Genomic DNA, 15,304 nt, shown 5'->3' with positions numbered 1-15,304 from the left:
TGGCGTAATTCGCGACTGACGGTGCTGCTGTGAATGCCAAGCGCTCTGGCGATCTGTCGCTGGCTCATATGGACACCCTGTTGGGCGTGAATCTGGTATCGTTGGGTTTGGGTCAGCTGTCGGTATCCCATGCTCTGCTTCACTTTGGTCGGTAAAGTCGAGAGGGTACCGACGCTGGCCCTCCTTCCTCTACCTGGCGGTCCAAAGTGCTGCGGTTATTCTATGAATCCAGGTTTCCGTCTTCAGAGGGTGTTTACAAAACAGGCGAACGAAGGCAAGACAAGGAAAAATTGGCTGAAAACACGGAGTTTACATGGGGTAAATGAGTAGTTTGACCGGGCTCGCGTACGAGGCTGATTTTAACGCCGTATTGTCGAGTGCAGCCCTTTTGTAAACACCCTCTCAGGAGCCCATGCCATGCGTCGACACCAAGGCTTCAGCCTGATCGAGTTGATGATCGTGCTGGTCATCATCGGGATCCTGGCAGCGATCGCCATCCCCTCGTACACCGATTATGTGCGCAAGGCGCATCGCGCCGATGCTCAGGCCATATTGATGGAATGGGCGTATCAGATGGAGCGTCAGTATACGCAAGATAATTTTTACGATACCGATGGCGCGAAGCAGGAGAAAAGCGATTCTTACAAGTTTGCAGCCCAGAAAAATCCCAATAAAAAAAAGGGTGCAGGTTTCCTGCTAAAAGCTACTCCTATCAATAGCCAAAGCGAGGATCGCTGCGGCGTACTGAAGTTGTACGATACTGGGGAGCGTGATGCGCAAGATGATGACTGCTGGTAAGAGGGGCGCCTAGCCACTGCCTTGCACACGCGGCACATGGTAGATTACGGATTTCGCAGCGATGAAATGAGTGCCCGCGTGAGTGATTTCTTGATCGTTGGAGGCGGCGTCATCGGCATGATGACGGCCCTGCAACTCGCCGACGCCGGTGGCCGCGTCACCCTGCTCGAGCGCGGCAAATGCGGCCGCGAGGCCTCCTGGGCTGGCGGCGGCATCGTCTCCCCACTGTATCCCTGGCGCTATAGCGCGCCGATTTCCGCATTGTCGCGCTATTCCGAAGGCGTCTATCCCGAACTGTCACTGCGCTTGCTCGAAGAAACCGGCATCGACCCCGAGTATCGCCAGCGAGGCTTGCTGTATCTGCGGGTCGACGATGAACCCCAGGCACTTGCGTGGGCACGCGAGGTCGGCAAGCCCTTGGAGCGGGTCGGTGCCGACACGATTTACGCCAAGGAACCCAATGCTGCGCCCGGTGTTGATTCGGCGTTGTGGATGCCGACCTTGGGCAGCATTCGTAATCCGCGCTTGTGCAAGGCGCTGCGGGCCCGCCTGCAGGCGATGCCCAACGTGACCCTGCGCGAGCATGTCACGGTCGAGGCGCTGGACGTGGTGGATGGTCGCCTTCGTGGCGTGCGGACCACAGCAGGGCATGAGGTAGCCGAGCGCGTGGTGGTGTGCGGTGGCGCCTGGGCCGGTCAACTGCTGGCGGGGGTCGGCGTGACATTGCCGGTGCGTCCGGTGCGTGGCCAGATGATCCTGTTCAAGGCGCCGCCCGGCCTGGTCGAGCGGGTGGTGCTGAAGGACGGTCGTTACGTGATTCCGCGCGGCGATGGACGTATCGTCGCCGGCTCGACGCTGGAAGAAGTGGGATTCGATCAGCGCACCACCGAGGCGGCCAAGAGCTCGCTTTACGCTAGCGCGCTGTCGATCGTGCCGGCACTGGCCGAATGTCCGGTGGAGCATCACTGGGCCGGTTTGCGCCCCGGGTCACCGAACGGTGTGCCGTATATCGGTGCGGTACCGGGCATCGAGGGTTTATGGGTCAACGCCGGCCATTATCGCAATGGCCTGGTGCTGGCGCCGGCCTCGACGCGGCTGCTGGCCGACCAACTGCTGCATCGCGCACCGGTGGTCGATCCCGCTCCCTATCGGCTAGAGGGTGTCTGACGACCAGGTATTTTGCCTGCGAGCCGGCGTTGCGTGACAATACGACCATGAGGCCGTCTCGACGGCAGTTTCCACAGCCAATCGCAATGACAGAGGCGCTTTTCGCTCATGCAAGACCTGACTCTGGTGATGGCCCAGCTCGACCCGCTGGTGGGCGATATTCCCGGCAATACCGCGCAGGCCATCGAGGCCGTGCGCGAAGCGCGCATCGAACACCGCGCCGATGTGGTGGTCTTCCCCGAACTGTTCCTGACCGGCTATCCGCCGGAAGACTTGCTGCTGCGTGAATCGATGGAAACGCGCCTGGAAGAGGCGCGCGCCACGATGGCACGCAAGATGTCGCGTGACGTGATGGTCATCATCGGCTATCCGGGTAAGCGCGATGGCCGGCTCTATAACCTCGCGGGCGTGTTGTACAACGGCGAATGGCTCGGCGAGTACGCCAAGCAGGCGCTGCCCAACTACCAGGTGTTCGACGAGCAGCGCTATTTCACTCCAGGAGACGCGCCGCTGGTCATCGAGCATGGCGGTGCCAAACTGGGCATCCTGGTGTGCGAGGATCTGTGGGACGGCGCGCCGGTGACACAGAGCGTCGAGGCCGGCGCCGATATTCTGGTCACGCTCAACGCTTCGCCCTATCACCGCGACAAGCCGCTCGAGCGCGAACGCCTGTTCGCTCGGCGTGCCCAGGCGGCCGCGCGGCCGCTGGTGTATCTCAATCAGATCGGCGGCCAGGACGAACTGGTCTTCGATGGTGGCTCGCTGGTGCTCGATGCCCGGGGCGAGGTGGCGGTGCGCGCGCCATTCTGGGAGGTCGGCCTGATGCCGGTGCGCTTTACCGACGCGCAGGGCGCATGGGCGCCCGAGGCTGGCGAATGCGAGCCGTTATTGAGCTCGGAAGAAAGCCTGTATTGCGCACTGGTGACCGGACTTCGCGACTACGTCAACAAGAGCGGCTTCCAGGGCGTGGTGCTGGGGCTCTCCGGCGGTATCGATTCGGCTCTGTCGCTGGCCATCGCGGTCGATGCGCTGGGCCCCGAGCGCGTGCAGGCGGTGATGATGCCTTATCACTACACGGCGGATATCTCCAAGGCGGATGCCGCCGCGCAAGCCGAGTTGCTCGGTGTGCATTACGAGGTCATGCCCATCGCGCCGATGGTCGAAGCCTTCACCGACACGCTGAGCGAAAGTTTCGCCGGTACCCAGCGTGATACCACCGAAGAGAACCTGCAATCGCGTTGCCGGGGCGTGCTATTGATGGCGCTTTCCAACAAGAAGAGGCTGATGGTACTGAGCACCGGCAATAAGAGCGAGATGGCGGTGGGCTATGCCACGCTATATGGCGACATGGTGGGCGGCTACAACGCGCTCAAGGACGTCTACAAGACCTGGGTGTATCGCCTTGCCAAGTGGCGCAATGCGCAGGAGCCGGCCATCCCCGAGCGTGTCATCACGCGCCCACCATCCGCCGAGTTGGCGCCGGACCAAGTGGACAGCGACTCGCTGCCAGGCTACGACGAATTGGACGCTATCCTCGAACGCTACATCGAAGGCGACATGAGCGCCGAGGCGATCATCGATGCCGGCTACGCCAGCGAGGATGTCTATCGGGTCGTGAAGCTGGTCGACCGCAGCGAATACAAGCGGCGTCAGGCGCCGGTGGGGGTGCGCGTGACGGCGCGCGGGTTCGGGCGCGATCGTCGCTATCCCATCGTCAACGGCTGGCAGCCGGGGGAATAAACCCGGTTTCGAGTTACGGGCCGCGAGCTCCGAAAAGCAAGACATCTCCGCTGGAAATATCCTGCGGAGATGTTGCTTTCATGAAGAGCTAATCTTGTTGCTCGAAGCTCGAAGCTCGAAGCTCGAAGCTCGAAGCCGATCGTCAGTCGTTTAGCGTCAGCGGCTCGGCATCGACATACTTGGGATCGAAGGTGTCGCCATCGAGACGAGCATTGTCGGGGTCGTTGTCGATGAGCGTCTGCAAGGCGTCGCGTGCCCGTTCGGGCATGTTCAGTCCCATGTAGCCCTCGACCATGACTGCCAGGGCGTCGCGTGTGGCGGGTGTCTGTGGGTAATGCTCGAGTACCCATTTGCCGCGATTGATGGCTGCCAGATAGGTGCCCTTGCGGAGGTAGAAGTCGGCGACTTGCAGCTCGTGACGCGAGAGCACATTACGCAGGTAGACGATCCGCTGACGCGCGTCGGCCGCGTAGGGGCTTTCTGGGTACTTGCGCACCAATTCACCGAAATCGACATTGGCATCGCGGGTGGCGCCCAGGTCGCGCTTGGAAATATCGATCAGCTCGAGCCCTTCGAGACTGAAGCGCCCCGATTGGTAAGCTGCGAGTCCGCGCATGTAATATGCGTAGTCGACCTGTTCGTGATCGGGGTGTAAGCGAATGAAGCGGCTGGCAGCAGCGCGCGCCTGCTCCCAGTCTTCAGTCTGATAGTACGCGTAGATCAGCTCCAGCTGGGCCTGCTCGGCGTAACGACCGAAAGGGAAGCGGGTATCCAACGCCTCTAGGCGTGTCACGGCGGTGCTGTAACGCCCGGCATCGAGTGACTCTTGAGCTTGCTGGTAAAGATCTTGCTCTTGTATATCCGGGGCCGGCTCGTTGCTGGCGCAACCGGCGAGCAGCGCGCCGCTAAGCAGCAACGCACCGAACGTGCCAAGTGAAGGGAATCGCATCGTCATCCTCGTTCAACCAATACGGGGCGGCCGTGCTAGAATCCGCCAGTTCGCAGTCACTATAAAGCAAACGCCCCCGGTGGCGAAATGGAACCGAGCATTGCCATGGCAGATACCGTGCAGCGAGAAGAGCGCGTCCCCGACACGATGGCCGGCCAGCGTCTTGATCAAGCCGCCTCGACGCTGTTCGCGGACTTCTCCCGCGAGCGCCTCAAGACGTGGATCCAGTCGGGAGCGCTGACCTGCGACGGCGCGTCCGCGCGCCCCAAGGACAAGTTACGTGGCGGCGAGCAACTCACGCTCGCGGCTACGCTCGAAGAAGACAAGCGCTTCGCGTCGCAGGCCATGCAGCTTGATATCGTCCATGAAGACGACGATGTCATGGTGATCGACAAACCGGCGGGATTGGTCGTGCATCCTGCCGCCGGCAACCCCGACGGCACGCTGCTCAATGCGTTGCTATACCATGCGCCTGGACAGATGCAGTTGCCTCGTGCGGGCATCGTGCATCGGCTCGACAAGGACACTACCGGTTTGATGGTGGTGGCCAAGACGTTGTCGGCGCATGCCTCGCTGGTGGAGCAATTGCAGGCGCGCACGGTGTCGCGCGAATACGATGCCGTGGTCACCGGCAGGATGACTGCGGGTGGTAGTGTCGACGCGCCGATCGGGCGGCATCCCAAGGATCGCAAGCGCCAGGCCGTCACGCCCTCGGGCAAGCCGGCGGTGACGCATTACCGTGTGGTAGAGCGTTTTCCTACCCATACGCATGTCCGCTGTCGGCTCGAAACCGGGCGTACCCATCAGATTCGCGTGCATCTGGCGCACCGTCGCTTTCCGTTGATCGGCGACCCGGTCTATGCCGGGCGCCTGAAGTTACCAGCGGGGGCCAGCGAGGCATTGAAGGATGTGCTGCGGCATTTTCCGCGCCAGGCCCTGCATGCACGCAAGCTGGCCTTCGTGCATCCCGGTACCGGCGAGGCAGTGGAGTTTCGTGCAGCATTGCCGGACGATATGCTGATGTTGCTGGATTTTCTGCGCGACGCAGCCGACGCGCACGCTGAGTGAGTCTCACATGAGCGAACGCCCTACCTTGATTCTGCCCGACTGGCCAGCGCCGAGTACGGTCGGTGCCTTCGTCACCACGCGTGAGAGCGGGCCCAGCCAGGGCCCCTTCGCGTTCTTCAATATGGCGTATCACGTGGGCGATGATCCCGCGTCGGTCGATCGTTGCCGCCGCCTGTTGAGCGCTGAGCTCGATGACGCCCGTCCCTTGTTATGGCTCAACCAAGTGCATGGTGCTGCCGTTCAGCAGGAATACCGCGCGGCGTTTGCCGAGCAGCCGCCGCAAGCAGACGCCTCGGTAGCCTTCGACACGGGATATGCCTGCGCCATCATGACCGCCGATTGTCTGCCGGTGTTCTTCTGTGATCGCCAGGGTACGCGCGTGGGCGTGGCGCATGCCGGCTGGCGGAGCCTGGCGGGTGGCGTGCTGGAGGCCTGCGTGGCGGCCCTGGGGCAGTCGCCGGACGAGCTCATGGCGTGGCTGGGGCCGGCGATTTCCAAGGCGCAGTTCGAGGTCGGCGCCGAAGTGTTCGAAACCTTCGTGGCCGTGCAGCCCGAGGCGGAAAGCGCCTTCGAGCCTAGCCCCTACCGCCTTGGGCACTACATGGCGGATATCTACCGGCTGGCGAGGTTGCGTCTCGAGCGGCTAGGTATTGGCCATATCGGTGGCGGTCACTTCTGCACCGCCTGCGAACCGCGTTTTTATTCCCACCGCCGCGACGACGGCCATACCGGCCGCATGGCCAGCGTGATCTGGCTGCGTTGAGCGGGCGCCTCGCCTCCATGTCTGGGCGTTCTCGAACAGCGGAACGATTTTTGCACTCCCTACCTTGAAACGCTTCGAGCATACCTCCATTGATGATGTCAACATGAAATAATCATGCGGCACGCCTATGGCGTGTCGCGATGAAGGAGGGGTTCGATGCGTATCGATCGCATGACCAGTAAATTGCAGAATGCTCTGGGCGAGGCGCAGTCCCTGGCGTCAGGGCGCAGTCACAACCAACTCGATCCCGGCCATGTGCTGATGGCACTCGTCGAGGCGCAGGAAAACGGCATCAAGGGCCTTGTGCAGAAGGCCGGCGGCGATGTTTCACGCCTGCGTAACGGGCTTTCCCAGTACCTCGACGATTTGCCGCGTGTCGGTCAGTTCGACGGTAACGTGCAGCTTTCCTCGGCGCTGTCGCAGCTGTTCAATCTCGCCGACCGCGAGGCCCAGAAGCGCGGCGATCAATATATCGCCAGTGAGCTGGTGGTGCTGGCGGCGCTGGAAATGAAAAGCGCCGTCAGCAAGGTGCTTCAGCAGGCCGGTCTCGACGTGGAGTCCGTGCGTAGCGCCATCGATAGCCTGCGCGGTGGTAACAAGGTGGACGACGCCTCGGCCGAGGAAAGCCGCGAGGCGCTGGATAAGTACACCATGGATCTGACCCAGCGCGCTGTGGATGGCAAGCTCGACCCGGTGATCGGCCGCGACGACGAGATTCGCCGCACCATCCAGGTGCTGCAGCGGCGTACCAAGAACAACCCGGTGCTGATCGGCGAACCCGGCGTGGGTAAGACCGCCATCGTCGAGGGGCTGGCAAGCCGCATCGTCAACGGCGAAGTGCCGGAGGGCCTCAAGGACAAGCGCGTGCTGTCACTCGACATGGGCTCATTGCTGGCCGGTGCCAAGTACCGCGGGGATTTCGAGGAACGCCTCAAGGCCGTGCTCGGGGAGCTCGCCAAGGAGGAAGGCCGCGTCATCCTGTTCATCGATGAATTGCACACCATGGTCGGTGCCGGCAAGGCCGAGGGCGCGATGGATGCGGGCAATATGCTCAAGCCGGCATTGGCGCGCGGCGAGTTGCACTGCGTCGGCGCGACCACGTTGGATGAATACCGGCAGCACATCGAGAAGGACGCGGCGCTGGAGCGGCGCTTCCAGAAGGTCCTGGTCGACGAGCCTAACGAGGAAGATACCGTGGCGATTCTGCGTGGCCTCAAGGAGCGCTACGAAGTCCACCATGGTGTCGACATCACAGACGGCGCGATCATCGCCGCTGCCAAGCTGTCGACACGCTATATCACCGACCGGCAACTGCCGGACAAGGCCATCGACCTGATCGACGAGGCGGCCTCACGGATTCGTATGGAGCTCGACTCCATGCCCGAGGAGATGGATCGCCTCGACCGCCGACTGATTCAGCTCAAGATGGAGCGCGAGGCGCTCAAGAAGGAAACCGACGAGGCGACCCGCAAGCGTCTCGACTCGCTCGAAGCGCAAATCGAAGAGCTATCGCGCGAATACGCCGACCTCGAGGAGGTCTGGAAGGCCGAGAAGGCCAGTATCCAGGGGGCGGCGCAGTTCAAGGCGGAGCTCGAGCAGGCGCGCATCGATCTCGAGGCGGCCCGCCGTCAGGGCGATCTGGGGCGTATGTCAGAGTTGCAGTACGGGGTGATCCCCAAGCTTGAGCAGCAGATCGCCGAGGCCAGCGAGCACGAGGCGGATACCGCCAAGCATCAGCTTTTGCGCTCCAACGTTACCGAGGAGGAGATCGCCGAGGTGGTCTCGCGCTGGACCGGCATTCCAGTATCCAAGATGCTCGAGGGCGAACGCGACAAACTGCTGCGCATGGAAGAGGCGCTGCACGAGCGTGTCATCGGCCAGGACGAGGCAGTGACCGCGGTGGCCAATGCCGTGCGCCGTTCGCGCGCCGGGCTGGCCGATCCGCATCGTCCTAATGGATCGTTCCTGTTCCTGGGGCCCACCGGGGTCGGCAAGACCGAGCTGTGCAAGTCGCTGGCCAACTTCCTCTTCGATACCGAGGAGGCTATGGTGCGCATCGATATGTCCGAGTTCATGGAGAAGCATTCCGTGGCGCGGCTGATCGGGGCGCCGCCGGGCTACGTCGGCTATGAGGAAGGCGGATATCTGACCGAGGCGGTGCGTCGCAAGCCGTATTCCGTGCTGCTGCTCGACGAGGTCGAAAAAGCGCATCCGGATGTCTTCAACATCCTGCTGCAGGTGCTCGAGGATGGCCGCCTCACCGATGGCCAGGGGCGCACGGTGGACTTCCGCAATACGGTGATCGTGATGACCTCCAACATGGGCTCGGACATCATCCAGCGCATGGGCGGTGATGACGCCGAGTATAGCGCGATGCGCGATGCCGTGATGAGTGTGGTGGGCGATCATTTCCGTCCGGAACTGATCAACCGTATCGACGAAGTGGTGGTGTTCCACGCCTTGGGGCAGGGGCAGATCCAGTCCATCGCGGCCATCCAGCTCGAACGTCTCCAGGCGCGCCTGGTCGAGCGCGAGATTCGTCTCGAGATCAGCGACGACGCCCTGGCGCAGCTCGCGGTGGTAGGCTTCGACCCGGTGTTCGGCGCGCGACCGCTCAAGCGTGCCATTCAGAGCCGCATCGAGAATCCGCTGGCGCAGGAACTGCTCGCTGGGCACTTTGCGGCGGGCGACACCATTCGTGTCACCACGCAAGACGGCCATCTCGTCTTTGCCAAGTAACGCCAACGGCCCGCAGCTTCGGGCCGTCGACAATCTCGATATGCGGTCGCGTCCTGACCGTCTTCTCGCCCGCGACGTGCTGCGTCGCGGGTTTTTTATACCTGCCATGACGCTGCGTTAAATGATCCAACTTTAGTGGATAGGCGGGTGCGTCAATGAGGGAGTTGCGACGCGCCATTGGCCGCGCGCAAGCGGCGGAGGTTGACAGCTCGGGGGTGCTGATGGAATCTAGGTGGTTCCTGATTGCGGGCGCAGCCATTGACGGGCGATCCCCGGCCGCTGCGTGAAGGGTAGGTTGTAAAATGCCTCTACCCGCCTGTCGAAGGAGATCAAGGGTATGGGCCAAACGCCTGTTCCCGCCAACCCCGACACGGCGATCTGCCGTGCCAGGAACCGCTCGGGCCAGCCGGTCTCGGCGGTTTCTATGAGTGCGGGTCCTCACCCCGGGCCCAGAGCCAGGATTATGGCATCAGGTGCCGGCGTAGCCGGCAGCGGCGTACCGCCGCATCGACACTTCACTGCTGTCACGTGGCAGTGAATGGCACTCGTTATCTCCAGGGGAGAACTATCAGTGGAATTGCTTTCCGGCGCCGATATGATCGCCCGCTTCCTGCAGGATGAGGGCGTCGAGCGTATCTACGGCTACCCCGGCGGCGCAGCGTTGCACATCTATGATGCGCTGTTCCGCCAGGACAAGGTCAAACACATCCTCGTTCGTCATGAACAAGCCGCCACCCACGCCGCTGATGGCTATGCCCGCGCTTCGGGCAAGCCAGGGACGGTGCTGGTCACTTCCGGTCCCGGCGCGACCAATGCCGTGACCGGCATCGCCACCGCCTATATGGATTCGATCCCGATGGTGGTGCTGTGTGGCCAGGTGGCCAGTCATCTGATCGGTGAAGACGCCTTTCAGGAAACCGACATCGTTGGCGTAACGCGTCCCATCGTGAAACACAGCTTCGCCATCAAGCACCCGTCGGAGATCCCCGAGGTGCTCAAGAAGGCTTATTATCTCGCCGCGACCGGTCGCCCGGGGCCGGTGGTGGTGGATATCCCCAAGGATATGACGGCGCCCACCGAGCGTTATGAGTACGTCTATCCGAAGAAGGTCAAGATCCGCTCCTACAACCCGGTCACGCGGGGCCATAGCGGTCAGATCAAGAAGGCCGTGGACATGATGCTCAAGGCGCGTCGGCCGGTGTTCTATACCGGCGGTGGCATCGTCACCAGCGGCGCGAGCGAAAATCTGACGGCGTTGGTGAAGCGCTTGGGCTTCCCCATCACCACCACGTTGATGGGCATTGGCTCCTATCCGCAGACCGATGCGCAGTCGCTGGGTTGGCTGGGTATGCACGGCAGTTATGAGTCCAACATGGCCATGCACCATGCCGATCTGATCATCGCCATCGGGGCGCGTTTTGACGACCGCGTGACCAATAACACTTCGAAGTTCTGTCCCACGGCCAAGATCGTGCATGTGGATATCGACCCCAGCTCGATTTCCAAGACAGTCCGCGCCGATGTGCCGATCGTCGGGCCGGCGGATAGCGTCATCAATGAAATGATCAGCCTGTTGCAAGGCCGTGAAATGGCCAACGCCGAGGCGCTGCCGGAATGGTGGACGACCATCGACGGTTGGCGCGCCGAACGCGAAGGCAAGCTCTACGAGCCTTCTCAACCGGGCGAGCGGCTCAAGCCGCAGGAAGTCATCGAGGCGGTGTATCACATCACGCGCGGCGAGGCCTTCGTGACCACCGATGTCGGCCAGCACCAGATGTTCGCGGCGCAGTACTACAAGTTCGATAAGCCCAATCGCTGGATCACCTCCGGGGGGCTGGGCACCATGGGCTTCGGTTTCCCGGCGGCGATGGGCATCAAGCAGAACTTCCCTGACGACACCGTGGTGTGTTTCACCGGGGAAGGCAGCTTTCAGATGATGATGCAGGAGCTGTCGACTTGTAAGCAGTTCGGTACCGGGGTAAAGATCATCAACCTCAACAACGGAACGCTGGGCATGGTGCGCCAGTGGCAGGATCTCAACTATAAGTCGCGCCATGCGCACTCGTACGTGGAGTCGCTGCCGGACTTTCAAAAGTTGATCGAGGCCTACGGTTTCACGGCGCTCAAGGTGGAACATCACGACGAGCTCGATGCGGCACTGGAGCGCACGTTCGCCGACAATGACGAGCTGGTGTTCCTCGATATCGACGTCGACCCCCGGGAACACGTCTATCCGATGCAGGTGCCTCTGGGCGCCATGCGTGACATGCTGCTTTCGAAGACGGAGCGGACCTGATGCGCCACATCATCTCGATTCTGCTGGAAAACGAACCCGGCGCCCTGTCCCGCGTGGTGGGGTTGTTCTCCCAGCGCAACTTCAACATCGAAACGCTCAACGTGGCGCCCACGGAAGATCCGTCGCTGTCACGCCTGACGGTGACCACGGAGGGTGACGACCGCGTCATCGAGCAAATCACCAAGCACCTCAACAAGCTCATCGATGTGGTCAAGCTGGTCGACCTGACCGAGGGCCATCATATCGAGCGTGAGCTGATGCTGGTCAAGGTGAAGGCGCTGGGCGCGAGCCGCGATGAGGTCAAACGTACGGTGGATATCTTCCGCGCGCAGATCGTCGACGTCACGCCGAGTGTCTACACGGTGCAGATCACCGGCGATGCCGGCAAGCTGGACGCCTTCGTCCAGGCCATGGCGCCGATCGGCATTCTCGAGGTCGGGCGTACCGGGGTGTCGGGTATCTCGCGGGGCGACAAGATACTCAGCCTCTAAGCCGTTCTCTCGAAGCGCATGCCATTACAGGCCGCTCTCACGAGCGGCCTCTTGCTGTGAAAGGCTAGGGCTAGCGGATCTGCGACCACAAGGCCTTGACCAGCGGATTGCGTAGCTTCTTCTCGGTGACGCAGAGCCCGACCTCGTAAGGCGTGAGTGCGGGCTCGACCTCGAGGGCCTGAATGCGCTCGGCCAGTGGACTGTTGTCGACCACGATCTGCGGCACTACGCCGACCCCGAAGCCCAGCCCTACCATGCTGACGATGGCTTCGTTGCCCGCGACCTGGGCATAGATGCGCGGCTTGATGCCCAACTGACGGAACCACGCATCCGTACGCTCGCGGGCGAGGCCCGACTCCGAGAGGATCATGGGAATGCTGCCCCAACTGGCGGCGTCCGTTGTCGCGGTGAGGCCGGCCAACCATTCCGGCATGGTGCGCGGCGCGATGAACAGCAGCGGCGACGTGGCGATTGGCTTGAACGCCAATTGTGTGGGCAGGGTTTCAGGGCGCGCGGTGATCGACATGTCTTCTTCGCCGCTGAGGACGCGTGAAACCGCACTGGCCGGGTCACCGGTATGCAGCTTCAATTCGATGCGCGGATGGCGTAGGCGAAACTCGCTGAGCAGCTCGTAGAGAAAACTGTAGCTGGCGGTCACCGAGCAGTAGATGCTGATTTCGCCGGACAGTTCTCGGCTTTCCTCCATCAACGAGTGACGGAATACATCCCATTGCTCCAGGGCATCGCGTGCATAACGCTGAAAGAGGCGGCCTTCATGGGTCAGGCGGACACTGCGGTTGTCGCGCTCGAACAGGGTCACGCCGAGTTGTGTCTCGAGTTGGCGTATCGTGCGGCTCAGCGTCGAGGGGCTGACGTGACACAACTCGCTGGAGCGGCCAAAGTGCAGGGTGTCGGCCAGGCTGAGGAACTGCTGGTAGGGACGAGTATCCATGGCGATATCATTTCAATTTTCGGCATACGGTATTGCAAATATAGCGTTTTACGCAACGCTGCGAGCTGGCGTAAAGTGACATCAAAGCGTCGCGGCAGACGACGCTCATGGCGGAAAGCCATCAACGCTGACACTTCATACGTTTCTCTTCGATATCTGGAGTAAGACATGCGCGTTTATTACGACAAAGATTGCGACCTCTCGCTGATCCAGGCGAAGAACGTCACCATCGTCGGTTATGGTTCTCAGGGCCATGCCCATGCCCATAACCTCAAGGAATCCGGCGTCGAGGTCACCGTGGCGCTGCGCCCGGGCTCCTCGTCCGTGGCCAAAGCCGAAGCGGCGGGCTTCAAGGTGGCCTCCGTACCCGAGGCCTGCAAGACGGCCGACGTACTGATGCTGCTGGCGCCCGACGAGAATCAAAAGGCGATCTATGAGCAAGACATCGCGCCCAACTTGAAGGAAGGCGCGACGCTGGCTTTCGCGCATGGCTTCAATATCCATTACAACCAGGTGACACCGCGCCAGGATCTGGATGTGATCATGATCGCGCCGAAAGCGCCGGGTCACACGGTGCGCTCCGAGTTCGTGCGCGGTGCCGGCGTTCCCGACTTGATCGCCGTGCAGCAGGATGCTACTGGCCAGGCCAAGGAGCTGGCGCTTTCCTATGCTGCCGGTATCGGCGGTGGCCGCAGCGGCATCATCGAAACGACCTTCAAGGATGAAACCGAAACCGATCTTTTCGGTGAGCAGGCGGTGCTGTGCGGCGGTACCGTGGAACTGGTCAAGGCAGGCTTCGAGACGCTGACCGAAGCGGGTTACGAGCCCGAGATGGCCTACTTCGAGTGCCTGCACGAGCTCAAGTTGATCGTCGACCTGATGTACGAAGGCGGCATCGCCAACATGAACTACTCCATCTCCAACAATGCGGAGTATGGCGAGTACGTCACCGGGCCCAAGATCATCAATGAGCAGTCGCGGGAAGCGATGCGCCATGCCCTGAAGGATATCCAGAACGGTGAATACGCCAAGATGTTCATCAACGAGGGCAACAGCAACTATCCGTCGATGCATGCGCGTCGCCGTCTGAATGCCGAGCATCAGGTCGAGCAGGTGGGTGCGAAGCTGCGTGGCATGATGCCCTGGATTGCGGCCAATCAACTGGTCGACAAGAGCAAGAACTAAGCGCTGTCTGCAAGTCGATAACGAACGGGCGCGGCCGATTGGCCGCGCCCGTTTACGTTTGGGGTCGTCAAGGAGGTCGACTGTCGACTAGGCTTGCAATGTGTAGAATGTCGGAATGGCCTACCAAGGGCCGTCCTATGGCAATGGATGACTTTTATGACGCAAGAATCGGGCACACCAGAATCGCCCAGGAACACCGACACCGAGAATGTCTCGGAGGACGGTTCGGTGTTTCAGGACGAAGACGAAATCGTCGAGGAAACCATCGAGAACGGGAAGCGCGTGCGTCGGCGAGGCATTTACCTGTTGCCTAACCTGTTCACGCTGTCAGCGCTGTTTTCTGGCTTCTTCTCCATTATCGCGGCGATGAACGGCAACTTCTCCGGGGCTGCCATCGCGATTTTCGTCTCCATGGTGCTCGATGGGCTCGACGGACGCGTGGCTCGAATGACCAACACGCAAAGCGCCTTCGGCGCCGAGTTCGATAGCCTGGCAGACATGGTTTCGTTCGGAGTCGCGCCGGCGTTGGTGGCATTTTCCTGGATCCTGCAGGACGTTGGTAAGATCGGTTGGATAGCGGCCTTTATCTTCGCCGCTGGTGCGGCGTTGCGTCTGGCGCGTTTCAATGTGCAAATCGGCAGTACCGACAAGAAGTGGTTCGTGGGCTTACCGAGTCCGTCTGCGGCTGCGCTCGTCGCCGGTTGTGTCTGGACGCTGCATAAATTCGACGCCAACGCCTTGGGCTTCAAATTGTTCATTGCGTTCATCGTCGCTGCGGCAGGGGTCTTGATGGTCAGTAACATCCGCTATCACAGCTTCAAGGAAGTCGATTTCAAGGGGCCCGTTCCCTTCGTCGTGCTGTTGGCGATTGTGCTCGCGTTCGTAGTGATTTCACTCGAACCCTCGCTCATGCTGCTGATCCTGTTCGGTTGCTATGTAGTGTCAGGGCCTCTGCTGGCACTCATGCGCAAGATGCGCTGAGGTCAGTTCTTCTATTACCTGACGACTGCCATGTGTGGCGTTGGGTTATCCACAATGCCTTTCATGCGCTGTCATGTGCGCGTTGTGGATAAGGAAGTGAGGAGGTGGAAAGTCGCGGTAGTTGTTCGTCCGCCAAAAGGCGACTATTTTTAAGTCATCCCCTTGCGTTCAATCC

At 61.3% G+C, this 15,304-nt stretch carries 13 protein-coding genes; 10 read left to right on the top strand and 3 right to left on the bottom strand.

Annotation, left to right across the window (positions count from 1 at the left end; translation table 11 throughout):
• Window positions 1-131 (bottom strand): helix-turn-helix domain-containing protein (locus L1073_RS17280; protein ID WP_281506134.1); only part of this gene is annotated, 131 nt, incomplete at its 3' end.
• A 286-nt stretch (window positions 132-417) separates the two neighbouring features.
• Between L1073_RS17280 and L1073_RS16850 the strand changes: the two genes are divergently transcribed.
• The 3 genes from L1073_RS16850 to L1073_RS16840 all read left to right on the top strand — a co-directional run bounded on the left by L1073_RS16850 (window position 418) and on the right by L1073_RS16840 (window position 3,705).
• Window positions 418-798: a type IV pilin protein gene (locus tag L1073_RS16850; RefSeq protein WP_246901346.1), complete on the top strand. Its 381-nt coding sequence runs from the start codon at window positions 418-420 to the stop codon at window positions 796-798.
• A gap of 78 nt (window positions 799-876) precedes the next feature.
• Window positions 877-1,965, top strand: a complete 1,089-nt coding sequence (gene thiO, locus L1073_RS16845; protein WP_246901339.1) for a glycine oxidase ThiO — start codon at window positions 877-879, stop codon at window positions 1,963-1,965.
• Window positions 1,966-2,073: 108 nt separating this feature from the next.
• Complete coding sequence (locus L1073_RS16840) at window positions 2,074-3,705, top strand: NAD+ synthase (RefSeq protein WP_246901337.1); 1,632 nt, start codon at window positions 2,074-2,076, stop codon at window positions 3,703-3,705.
• 142 nt (window positions 3,706-3,847) lie between these two features.
• Here L1073_RS16840 and L1073_RS16835 read toward each other — a convergent pair whose 3' ends face one another.
• Window positions 3,848-4,654 carry an outer membrane protein assembly factor BamD gene (locus tag L1073_RS16835; RefSeq protein ID WP_246901335.1) on the bottom strand — a complete coding sequence of 269 codons (807 nt, stop codon included), beginning with the start codon at window positions 4,652-4,654 and terminating at the stop codon, window positions 3,848-3,850.
• Window positions 4,655-4,759: 105 nt separating this feature from the next.
• On the opposite strand from L1073_RS16835, the gene rluD reads away from it, so the two are divergent.
• The 5 genes from rluD (at window position 4,760) to ilvN (ending at window position 12,011) form a co-directional block, all read left to right on the top strand.
• Window positions 4,760-5,722: a 23S rRNA pseudouridine(1911/1915/1917) synthase RluD gene (gene rluD / locus L1073_RS16830; RefSeq protein WP_246901333.1), complete on the top strand. Its 963-nt coding sequence runs from the start codon at window positions 4,760-4,762 to the stop codon at window positions 5,720-5,722.
• Window positions 5,723-5,729: 7 nt separating this feature from the next.
• A complete protein-coding gene (gene pgeF, locus L1073_RS16825; protein ID WP_246901331.1) occupies window positions 5,730-6,485 on the top strand; it encodes a peptidoglycan editing factor PgeF in 756 nt (251 codons plus the stop codon).
• Window positions 6,486-6,641: 156 nt separating this feature from the next.
• On the top strand, window positions 6,642-9,224 hold the full coding sequence (clpB, locus tag L1073_RS16820; RefSeq protein WP_246901324.1) for an ATP-dependent chaperone ClpB: 2,583 nt from the start codon (window positions 6,642-6,644) through the stop codon (window positions 9,222-9,224).
• Window positions 9,225-9,795: 571 nt separating this feature from the next.
• Complete coding sequence (locus L1073_RS16815) at window positions 9,796-11,520, top strand: acetolactate synthase 3 large subunit (RefSeq protein ID WP_246901348.1); 1,725 nt, start codon at window positions 9,796-9,798, stop codon at window positions 11,518-11,520.
• A complete protein-coding gene (ilvN, locus tag L1073_RS16810) occupies window positions 11,520-12,011 on the top strand; it encodes an acetolactate synthase small subunit (protein WP_246901321.1) in 492 nt (163 codons plus the stop codon). The genes L1073_RS16815 and ilvN overlap by 1 nt, the downstream gene beginning before the upstream one ends.
• 70 nt (window positions 12,012-12,081) lie before the next feature.
• On the opposite strand, the gene ilvY is transcribed toward ilvN, so the two are convergent.
• The gene (gene ilvY / locus L1073_RS16805) at window positions 12,082-12,963 is read right to left on the bottom strand and encodes an HTH-type transcriptional activator IlvY (RefSeq protein ID WP_246901311.1); all 882 of its coding nucleotides are present in this window, start codon (window positions 12,961-12,963) and stop codon (window positions 12,082-12,084) included.
• 168 nt (window positions 12,964-13,131) lie between these two features.
• Between ilvY and ilvC the strand changes: the two genes are divergently transcribed.
• Together ilvC and pssA are read left to right on the top strand one after the other, a co-directional pair.
• On the top strand, window positions 13,132-14,148 hold the full coding sequence (gene ilvC / locus L1073_RS16800) for a ketol-acid reductoisomerase (protein WP_246901309.1): 1,017 nt from the start codon (window positions 13,132-13,134) through the stop codon (window positions 14,146-14,148).
• A gap of 156 nt (window positions 14,149-14,304) precedes the next feature.
• Window positions 14,305-15,129, top strand: coding sequence for a CDP-diacylglycerol--serine O-phosphatidyltransferase (gene pssA, locus L1073_RS16795; RefSeq protein ID WP_246901307.1), 825 nt, complete (start codon window positions 14,305-14,307; stop codon window positions 15,127-15,129).
• Window positions 15,130-15,304 lie beyond the last annotated feature (175 nt).

This window comes from Chromohalobacter nigrandesensis (assembly GCF_023061285.1).
Classification (GTDB): domain Bacteria; phylum Pseudomonadota; class Gammaproteobacteria; order Pseudomonadales; family Halomonadaceae; genus Chromohalobacter; species Chromohalobacter nigrandesensis.
This window is presented reverse-complemented; position numbering and strand designations above follow the sequence as displayed.